The sequence below is a fragment of the Streptomyces sp. Inha503 genome (assembly GCF_047215865.1).
GTDB lineage: Bacteria > Actinomycetota > Actinomycetes > Streptomycetales > Streptomycetaceae > Streptomyces > Streptomyces lycopersici.
In genome coordinates, this window is the sequence record NZ_CP178360.1 from 11,481,713 (window position 1) to 11,494,918 (window position 13,206).

13 protein-coding genes and 1 pseudogene are annotated in these 13,206 nt (G+C 72.5%); 10 read left to right on the plus strand and 4 right to left on the minus strand.

Annotated features, from left to right (window positions below):
* Positions 1 to 59: 59 nt before the first annotated feature.
* The 3 genes from ACJX2R_RS47260 to ACJX2R_RS47270 are packed head-to-tail and all read right to left on the minus strand — an operon-like array spanning position 60 to position 3,122.
* Positions 60 to 938 (minus strand): LysR family transcriptional regulator, encoded by an 879-nt coding sequence (locus ACJX2R_RS47260; RefSeq protein ID WP_044567048.1) that lies wholly within the window; start codon positions 936 to 938, stop codon positions 60 to 62.
* The gene (locus tag ACJX2R_RS47265; protein ID WP_413105175.1) at positions 922 to 2,529 is read right to left on the minus strand and encodes an MFS transporter; all 1,608 of its coding nucleotides are present in this window, start codon (positions 2,527 to 2,529) and stop codon (positions 922 to 924) included. The genes ACJX2R_RS47260 and ACJX2R_RS47265 overlap by 17 nt, the downstream gene beginning before the upstream one ends.
* Positions 2,526 to 3,122 carry a flavodoxin family protein gene (locus tag ACJX2R_RS47270; RefSeq protein WP_413106130.1) on the minus strand — a complete coding sequence of 199 codons (597 nt, stop codon included), beginning with the start codon at positions 3,120 to 3,122 and terminating at the stop codon, positions 2,526 to 2,528. The genes ACJX2R_RS47265 and ACJX2R_RS47270 overlap by 4 nt, the downstream gene beginning before the upstream one ends.
* Before the next feature lie 210 nt (positions 3,123 to 3,332).
* Here ACJX2R_RS47270 and ACJX2R_RS47275 point away from each other — a divergent pair, with 210 nt between their 5' ends.
* The 10 genes from ACJX2R_RS47275 to ACJX2R_RS47320 all read left to right on the plus strand — a co-directional run bounded on the left by ACJX2R_RS47275 (position 3,333) and on the right by ACJX2R_RS47320 (position 12,140).
* On the plus strand, positions 3,333 to 4,139 hold the full coding sequence (locus ACJX2R_RS47275) for a 2-amino-3,7-dideoxy-D-threo-hept-6-ulosonate synthase (RefSeq protein WP_164422713.1): 807 nt from the start codon (positions 3,333 to 3,335) through the stop codon (positions 4,137 to 4,139).
* Entirely contained in the window at positions 4,136 to 5,173 is a 1,038-nt protein-coding gene (locus ACJX2R_RS47280; protein WP_262697774.1) for a 3-dehydroquinate synthase II, read from the plus strand. Before ACJX2R_RS47275 ends, ACJX2R_RS47280 begins: the two co-directional genes overlap by 4 nt.
* Positions 5,173 to 6,558 carry a class I adenylate-forming enzyme family protein gene (locus ACJX2R_RS47285; RefSeq protein ID WP_413105176.1) on the plus strand — a complete coding sequence of 462 codons (1,386 nt, stop codon included), beginning with the start codon at positions 5,173 to 5,175 and terminating at the stop codon, positions 6,556 to 6,558. The genes ACJX2R_RS47280 and ACJX2R_RS47285 overlap by 1 nt, the downstream gene beginning before the upstream one ends.
* A gap of 66 nt (positions 6,559 to 6,624) precedes the next feature.
* Complete coding sequence (locus ACJX2R_RS47290) at positions 6,625 to 6,903, plus strand: phosphopantetheine-binding protein (protein WP_198276827.1); 279 nt, start codon at positions 6,625 to 6,627, stop codon at positions 6,901 to 6,903.
* The gene (locus tag ACJX2R_RS47295; protein ID WP_191063597.1) at positions 6,900 to 7,163 is read left to right on the plus strand and encodes a phosphopantetheine-binding protein; all 264 of its coding nucleotides are present in this window, start codon (positions 6,900 to 6,902) and stop codon (positions 7,161 to 7,163) included. Before ACJX2R_RS47290 ends, ACJX2R_RS47295 begins: the two co-directional genes overlap by 4 nt.
* Entirely contained in the window at positions 7,153 to 8,364 is a 1,212-nt protein-coding gene (locus ACJX2R_RS47300) for a beta-ketoacyl-[acyl-carrier-protein] synthase family protein (RefSeq protein WP_413105177.1), read from the plus strand. Before ACJX2R_RS47295 ends, ACJX2R_RS47300 begins: the two co-directional genes overlap by 11 nt.
* Complete coding sequence (locus tag ACJX2R_RS47305; protein WP_413105178.1) at positions 8,361 to 8,963, plus strand: hypothetical protein; 603 nt, start codon at positions 8,361 to 8,363, stop codon at positions 8,961 to 8,963. Before ACJX2R_RS47300 ends, ACJX2R_RS47305 begins: the two co-directional genes overlap by 4 nt.
* On the plus strand, positions 8,960 to 10,675 hold the full coding sequence (locus ACJX2R_RS47310) for a class I adenylate-forming enzyme family protein (RefSeq protein ID WP_413105179.1): 1,716 nt from the start codon (positions 8,960 to 8,962) through the stop codon (positions 10,673 to 10,675). The genes ACJX2R_RS47305 and ACJX2R_RS47310 overlap by 4 nt, the downstream gene beginning before the upstream one ends.
* A complete protein-coding gene (locus ACJX2R_RS47315; protein ID WP_413105180.1) occupies positions 10,672 to 11,223 on the plus strand; it encodes a hypothetical protein in 552 nt (183 codons plus the stop codon). Before ACJX2R_RS47310 ends, ACJX2R_RS47315 begins: the two co-directional genes overlap by 4 nt.
* Positions 11,220 to 12,140 (plus strand): NAD-dependent epimerase/dehydratase family protein, encoded by a 921-nt coding sequence (locus tag ACJX2R_RS47320; RefSeq protein ID WP_413105181.1) that lies wholly within the window; start codon positions 11,220 to 11,222, stop codon positions 12,138 to 12,140. The genes ACJX2R_RS47315 and ACJX2R_RS47320 overlap by 4 nt, the downstream gene beginning before the upstream one ends.
* A 583-nt stretch (positions 12,141 to 12,723) precedes the next feature.
* Here the strand turns inward: ACJX2R_RS47320 and ACJX2R_RS47325 are convergent.
* A pseudogene (locus tag ACJX2R_RS47325) lies at positions 12,724 to 13,194 on the minus strand (LLM class flavin-dependent oxidoreductase); the annotation flags it as partial.
* Between the last annotated feature and the right edge of the window lie 12 nt (positions 13,195 to 13,206).

Below are 13,206 nucleotides of genomic sequence, written 5' to 3' on the forward strand. Positions count from 1 at the left end.
TGTGTCATATTCCCCGGCCCGGTCCGCAGCCGGGCCGGCAGCCGGGTCCGCGGCCGGGCTCACGAGGCGTACGGCCGGCGCCAGTCGAGCGCACCGCCGTCGAGGTCCTCGGCGAGCCCGGCAAGCGGCGACTCGGCGTCCCACACCAGCCGTGTCCGGCGCCACAGCCGGCCGTTCGCCAGCCGTTTCAACGAGACCCCCGGGCAGTGGTCGCCCGGTGCGAAGAAGGCCCCGATCGCGTTCCCCGCGCTCACGATGGCCGCCGCGGTCGTCTGGTCGGCGCCGAAGTAGCGGAATCGGGGGGTGAACCCCGCACGCTCGCAGGCGATCCGCAGACTCAGGCCGAGACCGTCGGAGCGGTCGCCGGGCGCGACCCAGGTGTCCTCGGCCAACTCCTCGAGGGTGATCAGCTGCCGGTGGGCCAGCCGGTGGCCGGGGGACAGCCCGATCAGCACCGGCTCGGTGTCGAGGTCGCGGACGGCGAACTCGCGGACCGCGGGCGGCACGACGTCCGGGAACTCGCTGATGACCGCGAGCGCGATCTTCTCGGTGCGCAGCAGCTCCAGTACGGCCTGGGACGAGGGCTCCAGATAGGTCAGCTGTTCATGGTGCGGCAGCCGCTCCCGGACGAGCGCGGCGATCAGCGGCACCCAGGGGTTGTCCACTCCGCCCAGTCCGACGGCCCGCGGCGGTTCGGCCGGCTGGGCCAGTGCCCGCGCCGTGGAGAGCAGATCGCCGAACTCGTCGAGCAACTGCCTGGCCCTCCCCAGTACGTGGACGCCGAGCTCGGTCGGCACCACGCCGTTCGGGCGGCGGCGGAACAGCGGCCCGCCGAATTCCTGCTCGATGCGTCTGAGCTGTGTGGACAGTCCGGATTGGGCGATCTTCAAGGTGGCGGCCGCATGGCTGATGCTGCCCGATTCAGCCACGGTGAGCACGATTCGAAGATGGCGCAGCCCCATATCCACTTCCTGCCTCCGTCGTTGATGGTCGCGGCCGGAAATATCCGATGACGAGGACGGCACCGGCCAGGGACAGCAGCGCCGTCCACGCGGCGGTGACGTACATGGCGTGCAGATAGGCCCGGTCCGCCGCGGCGAGGAGCTCGGGCCGGTTCAGCGACCTCGCCACCGCCCGGGTGGCCTCCGCGGAGTCCAGGGCCCGGCTCCGTGGCCCGGGAGGCAGATCGGTGAGCGCGGGGCGGACAGCCCCGCGGTAGGTGGTGGCGAGGACCGAGCCGAGCACCGCGACCCCGAGCGTGCTGCCCACCGGCCGGGCCGCGGCGTTGATCGCCGCGCCGGCGCCGGTGAACCGCGGTGGCAGGGCGGCCATCATCTCCGCCGTCATCGGCGCGACCACCAGCCCGATCCCGACGCCCTGCGCGAACAGCGTCCCGGCGATCCAGGCCACCGGGGTCTCCGCGTCGAAGAGCAGATAGCCGCCGAAGGTGGCGCTCGACAGGAGTATCCCGGCGACCGCGCACCAGCGGACGGTCAGCAGCCGGGACAGCGCGGGGGAGACCTGGTTGCCGAGGACGATGCCGCCCGCGGCGGCCGACATCACGGCCCCGGCGGCCAGCGTCGACAGTCCGTGCACCCCTTGCAGATAGAAGGCACAGTAGAAGAGCTGCCCCGCGAGGCCGAAGAAGAGCAGCAGCAGGGTCACGCTGCCGCCCGCGAAGCGCGCCTCGGTGAACAGGCGCACATCGAAGCCCGGAACCGCCCGGCGGCTCTGCGACACCACGAACGCCGCCAGCAGGACGAGGCCGAGCGCCATGGGCAGCAGTGCGGCCGGGCTCGCCCAGCCGGACGGGCGGCCGCCCTGGATGACGCCGTACACCACAAGGCCCAGCCCCAGTACGGACAGCGCCAGGCCCAGTGGGTCGAGCACCCGGCGCTCGGCGTAGCGGAGCTCGGGAACCAGGAGAGCCGCGCCGGCCAGGCACACCGCGACCACCGGAAGGTTGACCAGGAACACCGAGCCCCACCAGAACCGGGTCAGCAGCGCACCGCCCACCACCGGTCCGAGCGCGACGGCGGCGCCGCCCGCGGAGGCCCAGACCGCGATCGCCCGGGTCCGGTCGGCCGGCGCGGTACCGCGGGTGACAATCGCCAGCGTCGCCGGTGTGATCAGCGCCCCGCCCGCGCCCATGAAACCGCGGGTGACGATCAGCTCCGTGGCCCCGTCCGAGAACGCGGCGAGCGAGGAGGCACAGGCCAGCAGCACCAGCCCGGCGACCAGGGTGCGGCGCGGTCCGTAGCGGTCGGCGAGCGCGCCACCGGCGAAGCTGCCCGCGGCGAAGACCAGCGAGTACGAGGCGTTGGCCCACGCCAGGTCCGCCGCGCTCGCGCCGAGCCCGTGGACCGGATCGGCGAGGGTTTCCATCGCCACGTTGAGGACCGTGTTGTCCAGCAGGACCAGCGTCTGCGCCAGGACCGCCACGGCCACGGTCCACCACTGCCGGGCGGGGGCCGCCACGGCGCGGCCCTCGTCCCCGGCCGCGTCCGACACGGCGGGCCGGTCGCTCACGACTCCAGCGCTCGTCTGCCCGCGACGACGGTCCGGGTGAGCTCCGCGACCCGGTGCCCGAGATGTTCCGCGGTGGCGAGGTCGGACTTGTGCACCGTCCCCGTTCTGTCGTCCACGGGGGACTGCGCGGCGGCGCCCTGGTAGAAACCGAGCCGGTTCGGGTCGAACTCGCTGCCGGAGGAGGAGTTCCAGCCGGGAGCCAGCCCGAGACTGACCCAGAGCATGCCGTGCTGTGCGGCGAAGGTGGCGAAATAGCCCAGGGTGCCGGCCTTGTCCCCGGCCATCGAGCCGGAGTTGGTGAAACCCGCGGCCAGTTTGTCCTGCCAGCGGCGGGTGAGCCAGCGCCTGGCGCTGGCCTCCGCGAAGGTGTGGAAGGCCGATGAGGCCGTGCCCATATAGGTCGGGGCCCCGAAGATGATCGCGTCGGCGTCGTCGAGCCGATGCCATTCCTGATCGGTGATCCGGTCGACCTGGACAGAGGTGACCTCGGTGTGCGGAACCCGGCTGGCGCCGGCTCGTACGGCCTCACCCAGCCTGGCGGTGTGACCACGTCCGCCGTGACAGGCGATCGAGATGCGAACCGGGTCGGTCAAGGCGGTCAAACCAGCCTCCTGGAAAACGCGGTTTCGGCTCCGTCGGAATAGCCGTCGGACAGCCTGTCAGAGCATTCTCAGAAATTCCTCAGAGCCGCATAACCGCAGAGTTATGGAGATTCGATATCCGCTCGCTATTGCATAGCCATGCCATTCTGTCTCCGCAATCCTCTGCGTGGTTCGCCCCCTTGGGAGAGGTGTGCCTGGCACATGACCGATATTGGTAAATCATTCCGGATGCGGAGGCTCTCGGTCGCGGGGGACGGAAGATATCTTTTCGTCCCGCTCGACCACAGTGTGTCCGATGGGCCGGTGGTGTCCCAGGCCCGGTGGAACGGGCTGCTCCGGGCACTGGTGGACGGTGGCGCGGACGCCGTCGTCGTCCACAAGGGCCGGGCGCGGGCGATCGCACCGGACATCCTGCGCCACTGCGCCCTGGTGGTTCACTTGAGCGCGGGAACCGTGCACGCGGCCGACACCGACGCCAAGGTGCTCGTCGGCGACGTCGAAGAGGCCGTACGGCTGGGCGCGGACGCGGTGAGCGTGCATGTGAATCTCGGCTCGGACACCGAGCACCGGCAGCTCAAGGACCTCGGGACCGTCGCGGCCTCGTGCGACCTCTGGAACATGCCGCTGCTCGCGATGATCTACCCGAGGGGACCGCGGATCGCCGATCCGCACGACCCGGCGCTGCTCGCCCATGCCGTCAACATCGCCGCGGATCTCGGCGCCGACCTCGTGAAGACCTCGATCGCCCTGCCGATGGAGCGGATGGCCGAGGTGGTGAACAGCTGTCCGCTGCCGATCCTCGCCGCGGGCGGCCCGCCCGACGGCTCGGACCTGGTCAGCCATGGGACCTCGTTGATGCTCGCGGGCTGCCGCGGTCTCGCGGTGGGCCGCCGGATCTTCTCCTCGCCCTCACCCTCCTCGCTGGTGGCACGGCTCGCCGCCGTTGTGCACGCCGCCGAAGCCGGAACGACCCCCCACCCCTCGACGATCGCGACAGGAGCCGCATGAAGTTCGCATGGATCGACCTCCGCACCGTTCCGCAGGCCCGGCTCGAGTCCGTCGTGGACGCCGCCATCCACACCCGGATGCAGGGTGTGCTCTGCGATGACGAATCCGTCCTCAAGGCGCTGCCCCCCACCGTTACCGCCGTCACCACCGCGGCGGTGACCGAGGAGAAGCAGCTGTACGGCCTCGACGCCGACGCGGCCTGGGTCGATGTGCACGACGAACCGTCGCTGCGGCTGGCGTGCGCCGCGGCGGTCGCGCTGCCCCACACCGTGGTCCGCTTCGCCGACCCGACCAAGATCCCCCTGGAGATCGTGCTCGCCGCGGCGGACCGCTCCGCCGGAAAGCTGATCACCGTCTGCGCGGACCTGGAAGAAGCCGCCACCGTGCTGGACGTGCTCGAACGCGGCTCGGACGGAGTCCTGTTGGCTCCCTCCGACGCCGGCGAGGTGTTCGCGCTGGCCCGCCTGCTGGAGGCCGGAACCTCCCCGCTGGACCTGACCACGCTGACCGTCGACCGCATCGAGCACCACGGGCTCGGCGACCGGGTGTGCGTGGACACCTGCACCCACTTCGCCGAGGACGAGGGCATCCTGGTCGGCTCGTACTCGACCGGTTTCATCCTGTGCTGTAGCGAGACCCATCCGCTGCCGTACATGCCGACCCGTCCGTTCCGGGTCAACGCCGGCGCCCTGCACTCCTATGTGCTCGGCCCGGAGAACCGGACCAACTACCTGAGCGAGCTGGGCTCGGGCAGCACGACCCTGGCCGTCAACTCCGAGGGCCGGACCCGGCCGGTCACGGTCGGCCGGGCCAAGCTGGAGTCCCGTCCGCTGCTGACCATCACCGCGCGGGCCGCCGACGACACCGTGGTGAGCCTGACCGTCCAGGACGACTGGCATGTGCGGGTGCTCGGGCCCGGCGGCAAGGTCCACAACGTCACCGAGCTGCGGCGGGGCGACGAACTGCTCGGCTATCTGGCCACGGACCAGCGTCATGTGGGCTTCCCCATCGGCGAGTTCTGCAAGGAACACTGATGAGCGCACCGATGCGGGAGCTCCTCGACGCGCTGTTCGACGCCCATCCCGATGAGCTGCCCTACCTCGTCCACGGCGACCACCCGGTGAGCCGTGGCGAGGTCCGGGCCGCCGTGGACATGGAGGCGGCGGTCTTCGCCGGGCACGGCATCGGCGAGGGGCATACGGTGATGCTCCAGAGCCCGCCGAGCTGCACCCAGATAGAGGTGCTGCTCGCGCTGTGGCGGCTGGGCGCCCAGGTGATGCTGGTCGACCACCGGCTCAAACCGTCCGAAGTGGACACCCTGCGCTCGCTGTGCCACCCGCAGTTCCTGGTCGCCGCGGGTACGGCGGGCCGCTCACCGCTCAAGTTCGAGCCCAGGTACGAGGTGGTCACCTCCCGGTACCCGGACGGTCGCCCGGCGACGACCGAGCACCGGCTGGTGCAGTTCAGCTCGGGTTCCACCGGGCTGCCCAAGGTGATCGGACGGACCCCGGCCTCCCTGTCGGCCGAGATCGAGCGGTTCACCCGGATCGAGGGGATGCCGGTCCTGGGCGAGCGGATGCTGCTGCTGAGCTCGACCGCGCACAGTTTCGGCCTGATCGCCGGGGTGCTGCACTCCCTCACCGCGGGCGTCTCGGCGGTCTTCGCGCGACGGGTGTCGGCCAAGGACATCCTCGCCGCCGCCGGGGACCACGACGTCCACGTGATCTTCGGTACCCCGTTCCACTACGAACTGCTGAGCACCGCCCGGGACCTGCCCGACCTGCCCGCCCTGCGCGCCGCGGTCTCCGGTGGCGAGATCATGCCGCCACAGACCGCCGCGCGGTTCGCCGAACGGTTCGGCACCGGCGTCGGCGAGTCGTACGGCACCACCGAGACGGGCGTCATCGCGATGGAGGTGAGCGGCGCCTCGCGGCCCTCGGTCGGCCGGGCGGCGCCCGGTGTGCGCCTGCGGATCCGCGAGGGCGAGCTGGACGTCTGGCTGCCGGACGGCTCACCGTATCTGCACGCCTCCGGCGGCGACCGGTTCGCCGACGGCTGGCTGCGCACCCATGACCGGGCCGAGCTCGATCCCTCCGGCGCCGTGCGGCTGCTGGGCCGTGGCGACTCCCTGGTGGTCATCGGCGGCCTCAAGGTCGACCTGACCGAGGTGGAGGCAGTACTGCGCCGCCACCCCGGCGTCAGCGGGGCCGTGGTCGTGCACGCCGGTGCCACCGAGGCCTATGTCTCGGTCGCGGCGGACGGCCCCTCGGCGGGGGAGTTGCTGCGCTGGTGCCGGGACCGGCTGGCCGACTACAAGGTGCCCCGCGTCGTCCACGTCCTGGCGGATCTGCCCCGCACCTCCAACGGCAAGCTGGTCAGGCGCCGCGATGCGCTGCTCGCCCGCGCCCCCGACCGCTGACCCGGCTGACCGCCCCTTGCCGACCACCCCGTATCGACCCCCTGTGGCACAGAAAGGTTGCGCACCATGGAGACGCAGACGGCCTTGCAGAAGGAGATCCGCGAGTTCGTGCTCAGCACGATCAGCGAGGAGATGAACCATCCGCTCGCCGCGGACGAGATCAGCGATGACAGCCCCATGGGCACCGGTGGCATCGACATCGACTCACTGGGCCTGATCGAGCTGCTCCTCCGCCTGGAGCGCCGGTTCGACGTGAAGTTCCCCGACAGCGACATCGAGCAGGCCGGTGCGATGAACCTGGGCGACCTGATCAACGATGTCGTGGAGCGGGGCGCCACGGCATGACCGCGGAATCCGAAGCCCGGCCGAGGATCACCACCGACGCCGTCCGGGAACTGCTGTCCGACCCCAAGATCTTCGCCGATCTGCCGCCCGGCCTGGACGACGACGCCGAACTCGCCCTGGACTCGCTGGGGCTGGTGTGGTTCCTGCACCAACTGGAGCTGCGCTACGGCCTGGAGATCGAGCCGGCCGACGCGTTCCTCGCCGAGTTCACCTCGATACGCCGGATCACCGACTACCTGGTGGGCGTCCATGGGCCGTGAGGTGCTGCTGACCGGATTCGGGGTGCGCACGGCCTTCGGCACCGGGGCGGACGCCGTGCGGGAGGGCGTGTTCGACGGGCGGCCCGCCTTCGCGCCGATCACCCGCTTCGACACCGGCCCGTACCGGACGAGCCTGGCCGCCACCGGCGGCCGGGCCGCCCCGCTGCGGGAGGTGCTGGCCGAAGTCGCCGGGGCGGCGGTCGCCACGGCCGGGCTGCCGACGGGTGCCGAGGCCGCCGTCCTGGTGGGGACCGCGGGCGACTTCACCGGCCTGACCCGCTTCTGGCGCGCGGCGGACGCGCCCGGCGCACCTGGCGCACCGGGCGCACCCGGTTCTCCCCGGTCTCCCGGCGCGGTGGACTCCGGCGGCGCCGCGGATCCCGGCGGCGCCGTGGAGACCGTGCCCGCGTGGCAGGCCGAGACCCTCGCGGACACCCTCGGCCTGCGCGGCCCCCGGCTTGCGTTCACCAGCGCGTGCGTCGCCTCGGCCACCGCGATCACACACGCCTGCCGGCTCATCGCATCCGGCCGGGCCGACACCGCGGTCTGTGCCGGGGCGTATCTGGTGGAGGAGGAGAACCTGGCCAAGTTCGACTCGGGATTCGCCCTTTCCCGGGACGGGATGGTACGTCCGTTCTGCGCCGACCGCAGCGGTCTGCTGCTCGGGGACGGAGCCGCCGCCGTCGTGCTCGAATCCGCCGAGAGCGCCCGGCGCCGGGGAGCACGTGCGCTGGGCGCGCTGACCGGCTGGGGCGCCGCCGGCGACGCCCACCACGTCGCCCGGCCCCACCCGGAGGGCGCCGGGCTGGTCATGGCCGCCGGCCGGGCCCTGCGGCGTGCGGGCGGCCCGCGGATCGACTATGTGAACGCGCATGGCACCGCCACCCGGTACAACGACCCCGCCGAGACTCGGGGCTTGCGCACGCTCTTCGGCGCGGCGGCCGCCCGGACGCCGGTGAGTTCGACGAAGAGCACCACGGGACATCTGCTGGAGGCGTCCGGAGTCGTGGAACTCGTGATCACCCTGCTCGCGCTGCGGGACGGGGTGCTGCCGCCCACCGCCGGGTTCACCGAACCCGATCCGCACTGCGACCTCGACTATGTGCCCAACCGCCCCCACAAGGCCGAGCTCCGGCGTGCCCTGACCGTCAACGCCGCGTTCGGCGGCGCCAACACCGCGCTGGTACTGGAGCGAGCATGATCGCCGCGATGTCCGGCCCCTCCGCGCCGCCGGTCGCCGGTTTCGTGGAGTCCGCCTTCAACCCGATGGTGTACCAGGCCGTCGAGCGATGCCTGACCGCCCGGCCGGGCGACGGCTCCAGGACCGCCATGGCCCTGGCCAGCACGATGGGGGACGCCGCCACCCTCGACCTCGGCAGCCGTCTGCTGGTGGCCGGGCAGGTGCACAATCCGCTGCTGTTCATGCAGTCCACCGCCAACGCGGTCCTGGGGCAGCTCAGCCGCGAGTTCGCCATCACCGGGCCGCTGCTCTGCCTGTCCACCGTGGCGGACCCGGCCGATGAGCTGCTGGCCGCCGCGGAACTGCTGCTGGAGGACGAGGAGCTGGACCGCGTCGTGCTGATCGGGGTCGAGCTGGCCGGTTCCGAGCGCACTACGGCGGCGTACCGCGAGCTTCCTTCCGGCCCACCCGCCGCGGACCTGGCGGTGGCCATCGTGCTGGACCGGGACGATCCGCTCCCGCGCACGCCGTCCGACATCCCGCCCGCCCCCTCGGGGGAGTACGGCACCCTTCGCGGCCTGGTCGAGCTGGCCGCCCGAATCCAAGGGACCACACCATGATCACCAAGCAGGAACGCGCGCGGATCAGCGAGGACGCCGCCCTGGGGGCCGGGAATGTGATCCACCGGCTGAAGGCGTACGGCAGACCGCTCGACGATCAGGTCCTGTGGACCGACGCCACCTGGCAGGCACCGGACGGCGGCCACCCCGAGGTACTGACCCTGGGCGAGCTGCACGAGGCCGTGGAGATCTACGCGGGCTGGTACCACGCCCAGGGCGTCGGGCCCCGCGACCCGGTGGCGATCCAGACCTGGTCCAGCACCGAGTTCGCCATCAACTTCCTCGCCCTCACCTCCCTCGGCGCGATCCCCTCGTTCGTCAACGGCAACCTCCGCCCGGAGATCGCCCGCGAGTACGTACGGCGCCAGGGCGCGGTCGGCGCCATCACCGACCAGGCCCACCACGCGGTCCTGGCCCGCGACCGGGCCGAACTGGGCCTCGGCTTCTGCGTCACGGCGGCCGACATCCGGGCGGAGCACCGCGCACCCCTCCCCGCGGCCTACCCGTACGCCCACCACGCCACCGACCCGATCATCATCTCCCACTCCTCGGGCACCACCGGTATGCCCAAGGCCGTACCGCACACCCACGAAACCCTGCTGTACGCGCAGTTGCACCGGCTGAAGCTGTCGGTCGGCTCCGCGATGGGCAGGCTGCTGGTCGCGCTGCCCGGCTCGCACAACGCCGCCATCTCGGTCATGCTCTTCGGCTTCCTGCTGCGCTCGCCCGTGCGCATGCTGTCCAGCCAGCGCGGGATCGACGTCCTGGACGCCATGGAGTCGTTCCGCCCCACTACGGTGTTCGCGTTCGCCGGAACCTACGGGGAGATGGCGGCCCAGGATCTCTCCGCGCGCGATCTGTCCAGCGTGGAGGCGTGGTACAACACCGGGGACGCGGCGCACGAGACCCACATCAGGGCGCTGATCGCGCAGGGCAGCCATGAGACGGTCGGCCAGGACCTGAAGCGCCGCCGGGTCTCCGGATCCGTCTTCACCGACGGGCTCGGCTCCTCCGAGACCGGCTACTCGCTCTTCCACAACGGACACCGGCCCGGCAAGTCGTCGTTCTCGCGCTGCGTCGGCAAGCCGATGAGCTTCGCCGAGGCGGCGGTGCTCTCCGAGGACGGCACACCACTGCCGCCCGGCGAGATCGGCCGCCTCGGTGTGCGCTCACCCACGCTCACCCCGGGATACTGGAACGACTCGCTGACCTTCCACCGGCTGCGGCTCGGTGGCTACTGGCTCACCGGCGATCTGTCCTATCGGGACGAGGAAGGAAACTTCTACCACCTGGACCGCGCACCGGACACGATCCGCACCCCCGCGGGCATCGTGTTCAGCACCCGCACCGAGGAGTTGCTGCTGCGCGAGCTGCCCGAGCTCGAGGACTGCACGGTGGTGGCGGTCGCGCCCGAGGGCGTACGCGCGGACTGGGACGGCGACGGGACCGCCGACGCCTACGCCCTGCTTCAGGTGCGCCCGGACACGGCGGACGAGGGGGACGCGGCGGACGCGTACAGGGGCGACGCCCGATGGACGGCCGACGTCAACCGGGTGCTGGCCGCCGAAGGCTTCCCGCAACTGACCGGGGCGCTCCGGATGGACGCGAGCGAGGTGGTGAAGGGAGCCACCGGCAAGGTGCTCAAGCGGGAGATGCGCGAACGGTTCCGGGCCCGGGTGGCCGACGGCGAGCTGGACGGGAAGGTGCGATGACCGCGCTCGACCATACGAGCCCCGGCACGGGCCCTGGCGCGAGCCCCGGCACGGGCCCCCGTCCGAGGACCATGGACGTGTACCGGCAGTGGTGGCTGCACGACGCGCGCTGGTACCAGGGCGTGGCCAAGAGGTTCGGACACGACGTGGCGAATGAGGTCAACGCCGAGGCGCTGCGGTATGTGGCCGTCCAGGTGGGCAAGCGGATCCGCCGCCAGTTCAGCGGAAAACCGGCCGCCGACCTCGAAGAACTCCGCCGCCGGTATGACGCCTGCTCCGAGTGGATGTTCCCGAACGAACTGCGCGACGGCGGTACCGCGGTGCTCCCGGACGGCGACATCGAGCTGACCATGCGGCAGAACTTCGCCGTGACCATGGTCCGGATGGCCGGTTCGCTCGACGGCTACGAGTGCCCGTGCACCGACATCCACGCCGGCTGGTCGGAGGGGCTCGGGGTCGAACTCACCCGCAACTGCGCCACCGCGTGCCTGCGGGACGGCGATCCCGCGTGCCGCCTGCTGATGCGGGCCCGGGGAGGTGCGGTATGACGGCGCGGGTCCTTGTCGCCGGGGCCACCGGGGTGATCGGCCGGGCCCTGGTCCCGCTGCTCGGCGCCCGTGGCCACCATGTGACCGCGCTGGTACGGGAGCCGTCCGGGGCGGCCGGTCTTGGCCTGGACGGCGTCGTGGTGGCCAACGCGCTGGACGCCGAGGCGGTGCGCGCTGCGGTGTGCTCGGCCCGGCCCGAGGTGGTGGTGCATCAGCTGACCGCGCTGCGCGGGCCCACCGCGGAGGGCCTGGAGCACACCGCCCGGCTGCGCACCGAGGGCACCGCACATCTGATCGCGGCGGCCGAGGCGGCCGGAGCGCGACGGATGGTGGCCCAGAGCATCGCGTTCGCCACCGCCCCCCGCGGCGGGCCGGTGCTCACCGAGGACGCGCCGCTCCACGTCGACGCACCGGATCCGGGCTGGGCGCTCACCGCCCGCGCGATCACCGAACTGGAGCGCCGGGTACTGGGCGCCGCAAACCTCTCCGGCATCGTGTTGCGCTACGGCACCCTGTACGGTCCTGGCACCCTCTACCACCACGGCGGTGCGATCCGCGGCGCGGTGGCGCGCGGCAGGCTGCCACTGCCCGAGCCCGCCACCGGCGTCACCTCGTTCCTCCATGTCGAGGACGCCGCACGGGCCGCGGTCCGTGCCGTCGAGGCGGATACCGGCGGTGTGTTCAACGTGGCCGATGACGACCCGGCCGAGGCCGCGGTCTGGCTGCCCGAGTACGCCCGGCTGCTCGGAGCGCCCCCGCCCCGTACGGTGCCGGCGCCACTGGCCGAGCGGATGCTGGGCTGGCTCACCGCCCACCAGCTGACCGCCATGCGCGGCGCGTCCAACGACCGCGTACGGCAGGCGCTCGACTGGAAGCCCTCGATACCCAGCTGGCGGAGCCGACTGGCCGCCGACTGACCGCCGCGCGGCCGGGCCCACCACGGGCCCGGCCGCGCCACGGCGGAGGAACCCCCGCCCCGCGGTCACGCGGCGACCACGCCCGCGGAGCACGGGGCGCAGCCCGCAGTCGATGGCCGACGGCGTCGCCGGTCACCCCGTACTTGGCACAGCGGAGCCCGCCCGCGTTGGTCGCGATCCCCGCGTGGCACGACCGGTGTCCGCAGGTCGTGGGCGTGCCGCAGGGCCGTCTGGACATGTGCGGTGTGCGTGGCGTGGACGACCGCGAGCGGAAGGCCCGCCGGGCGGCTTCCGGAGCGGTCGGTGGCATACGGGCCGGTGGCCCCGGGGCCGGTGCCCAGTGTCCCGCCGGGCAGGTCGCGGCGCAGCGCCGTGTCTTCCTGCGGGGCGTGTTCCGGGGCGCACTCGACGTCCCGGAAGTGGCGCTCGCCAGTGCGGCCGCACGGCCTGGCGGTGGTGGACGGAGAGGCTCATGCGCGATCAGCGCCACCGACGGATCGCCTTCGCCGAGCGCGTGCAGGATGCGCGCGGTGGGCGCCACCCCGAGGGCGGGACCCCCGTACCGCTCGCCGACGGTCGGACGTCAGGCGGCCGAGGTGGCGGCGCGGTGCGCCAGTTCCTGACGGACCAGCGGCAGTACGTGACGCCCGTAGTCGATGGCGTCGTTGAGCGGGCCGTAGCCGCGGATGGACAGCAGCTCGCAGCCGATGTCCACGTAGTCGAGCAGCGCCTTGGCGACCGTCTCCGGGGAGCCGACCAGCGCCGTGGAGGCACCGGCGGCGTTCGTGGCCGCGGCGGGCACGGTCCACAGGCAGCGGTCGTGCACCCCGCCGCGCTCGGCGACGGCCAGCAGCCGCCGCGATCCGACGTTGGCCGGGGTGCCCCGGCCGACCGCCGGGTAGTGGCGGCGCTTGGCCCGCTCGGCGTGGTTGGCCTTGACCGCGCCCAGCGTGCGGTGGGCCTTCTCCCAGGCCAGCTCGTCGGTGGGGGCGACGATCGGCCGGAAGGACACCCAGATGCGCGGCCGGGGACGGCCCGCGGCGTCCGCGTACGCGGTTGGCGGTCG

Excerpts from the sequence above, each read along its gene's own strand:
- ACJX2R_RS47275 (WP_164422713.1), top strand. The coding sequence starts at position 3,333 with ATGACCGATATTGGTAAATCATTCCGGATGCGGAGGCTCTCGGTCGCG.
- ACJX2R_RS47280 (WP_262697774.1), top strand. The coding sequence starts at position 4,136 with ATGAAGTTCGCATGGATCGACCTCCGCACCGTTCCGCAGGCCCGGCTC.
- ACJX2R_RS47285 (WP_413105176.1), top strand. The coding sequence starts at position 5,173 with ATGAGCGCACCGATGCGGGAGCTCCTCGACGCGCTGTTCGACGCCCAT.
- ACJX2R_RS47290 (WP_198276827.1), top strand. The coding sequence starts at position 6,625 with ATGGAGACGCAGACGGCCTTGCAGAAGGAGATCCGCGAGTTCGTGCTC.
- ACJX2R_RS47295 (WP_191063597.1), top strand. The coding sequence starts at position 6,900 with ATGACCGCGGAATCCGAAGCCCGGCCGAGGATCACCACCGACGCCGTC.
- ACJX2R_RS47300 (WP_413105177.1), top strand. The coding sequence starts at position 7,153 with ATGGGCCGTGAGGTGCTGCTGACCGGATTCGGGGTGCGCACGGCCTTC.
- ACJX2R_RS47305 (WP_413105178.1), top strand. The coding sequence starts at position 8,361 with ATGATCGCCGCGATGTCCGGCCCCTCCGCGCCGCCGGTCGCCGGTTTC.
- ACJX2R_RS47310 (WP_413105179.1), top strand. The coding sequence starts at position 8,960 with ATGATCACCAAGCAGGAACGCGCGCGGATCAGCGAGGACGCCGCCCTG.
- ACJX2R_RS47315 (WP_413105180.1), top strand. The coding sequence starts at position 10,672 with ATGACCGCGCTCGACCATACGAGCCCCGGCACGGGCCCTGGCGCGAGC.
- ACJX2R_RS47320 (WP_413105181.1), top strand. The coding sequence starts at position 11,220 with ATGACGGCGCGGGTCCTTGTCGCCGGGGCCACCGGGGTGATCGGCCGG.